Source organism: Vibrio sp. Vb0598 (genome assembly GCF_033338935.1).
GTDB lineage: Bacteria > Pseudomonadota > Gammaproteobacteria > Enterobacterales > Vibrionaceae > Vibrio > Vibrio alginolyticus.
This window is the reverse complement of record NZ_JAWOTP010000127.1, coordinates 1-1,354: the sequence shown is the minus strand read 5'-3', so window position 1 is coordinate 1,354 and position 1,354 is coordinate 1. Positions and strand designations below refer to the sequence as shown.

2 protein-coding genes are annotated in these 1,354 nt (G+C 48.7%); one reads left to right on the top strand and one right to left on the bottom strand.

Features of this window, described 5'->3' with window-relative positions:
• Positions 1-64: 64 nt before the first annotated feature.
• On the top strand, positions 65-700 hold the full coding sequence (gene motX / locus R7Q38_RS23465; RefSeq protein ID WP_005496512.1) for a flagellar protein MotX: 636 nt from the start codon (positions 65-67) through the stop codon (positions 698-700).
• Between the two features lie 82 nt (positions 701-782).
• On the opposite strand, the gene R7Q38_RS23460 is transcribed toward motX, so the two are convergent.
• On the bottom strand, positions 783-1,354 hold a 572-nt coding region (locus tag R7Q38_RS23460), incomplete at its 5' end, for an FAD-binding oxidoreductase (RefSeq protein WP_318114477.1).

The following is a 1,354-nucleotide window of genomic DNA, read 5'->3' as shown; positions in this document are numbered from 1 at the left end:
TTTATCAAGCAGCGGCGATCCTTGGCTGATCTTTGGTTTCTCAGATACCTTGAAGAGTACGTTTATGAAGTTACGAACAGTGGCTGCTTCACTGTTACTGATGCTGTCTGCCACAACAGTGCGAGCGAGTGCTGCTGATGTTGGCGCGCCAGTCCCCATCTACACCGAAGCAGAACTGATAAAGCTTATTGAGCAGAATAAGCATTTACAACGCGTGCGCGCTGATAACTGCCAGCTGGTGGAAGATATCGTAGCTCGTGCGACTCGAATTAACTTGCCTGCTTACGAGTTCCTATATGGCGACATGTTGGCGTGGGGCGTATGTGTCGAGCAAGATGTCGAGCTGGGGCTCTACTACATGGAAAATGCCGCGCAGCAAGGCTTACCTGCGGCATTAGAGCAGATTGGACGTTACTATTCGCGCGGTACTTTGGTGCAACAAGACAAAGAGCGTGCGATTCCGTATTTGCGTGAAGCCGCTTCTATGGGTAATTTAAACGCGCGTATTCATCTGGCTGAATTGCTGCTACGCGATTACGGTAGTCCGTTGGACTATGAAGATGCTTACCGCTGGTTGTACAACTCGGTGACCGCCGATCAGCGTCAACACAAACGCATTGCCGTGTTAAGGCGTGGGCTAGAACAGCGTATGCCACAAAACATCATTGCACGCGCAAAAAGGCGTGACATGTTCTGGTAGATCTCCAGAAAATTCTCGGTAACTTCATACAACAAAGCCCACACTTCGTGGGCTTTGTTGTTTTCCCGATAGGTGAACGCGCTTAAACCACCTTATGTGGGCCAAAGCATTCGTAATGGAATTGTTCCTGAGGGACGCCAAGTTCTTGTAGCTGTTTCGCGACGTGCTGCATAAAGCCCACCGGACCACAGAAGTACACTTGTACGTTGTCTTGTTTGAGTGCGGCTTCGATTTCATGCAGGTTTACAAAGCCGGTAAAGTGGAAGTCTTCACCTATCTTGTCTTCTGCCGTTGGTTGGTTATACCAAATGAGCGCGTTCATGTTTTCTTTCGCCGTGACTAGCTGGTTTACGTGCTCTTTAAAGGCGTGGTGTTTGCTGTTTTCTGTTGCATGTACCCAAGTCACTGGCGCGTGATGTTCCGTCAAGCTTTCTAGCATTGACAGTGTTGGCGTAAGGCCGACACCTGCAGAAATCAGCACCACTGGTGTATTGGTGTCTACATCCATAAAGAAATCACCCGCTGGCGCTGTGAGTTTTACTTTATCGCCGATGTTTAGCTCATCGTGCAGATAGTTGGATACTTTACCGCCTTGTTCACGTTTTACGGAGATGCGGTAAGTGTTCTCTTGAACCGAAGAAGATAGGCTGTATT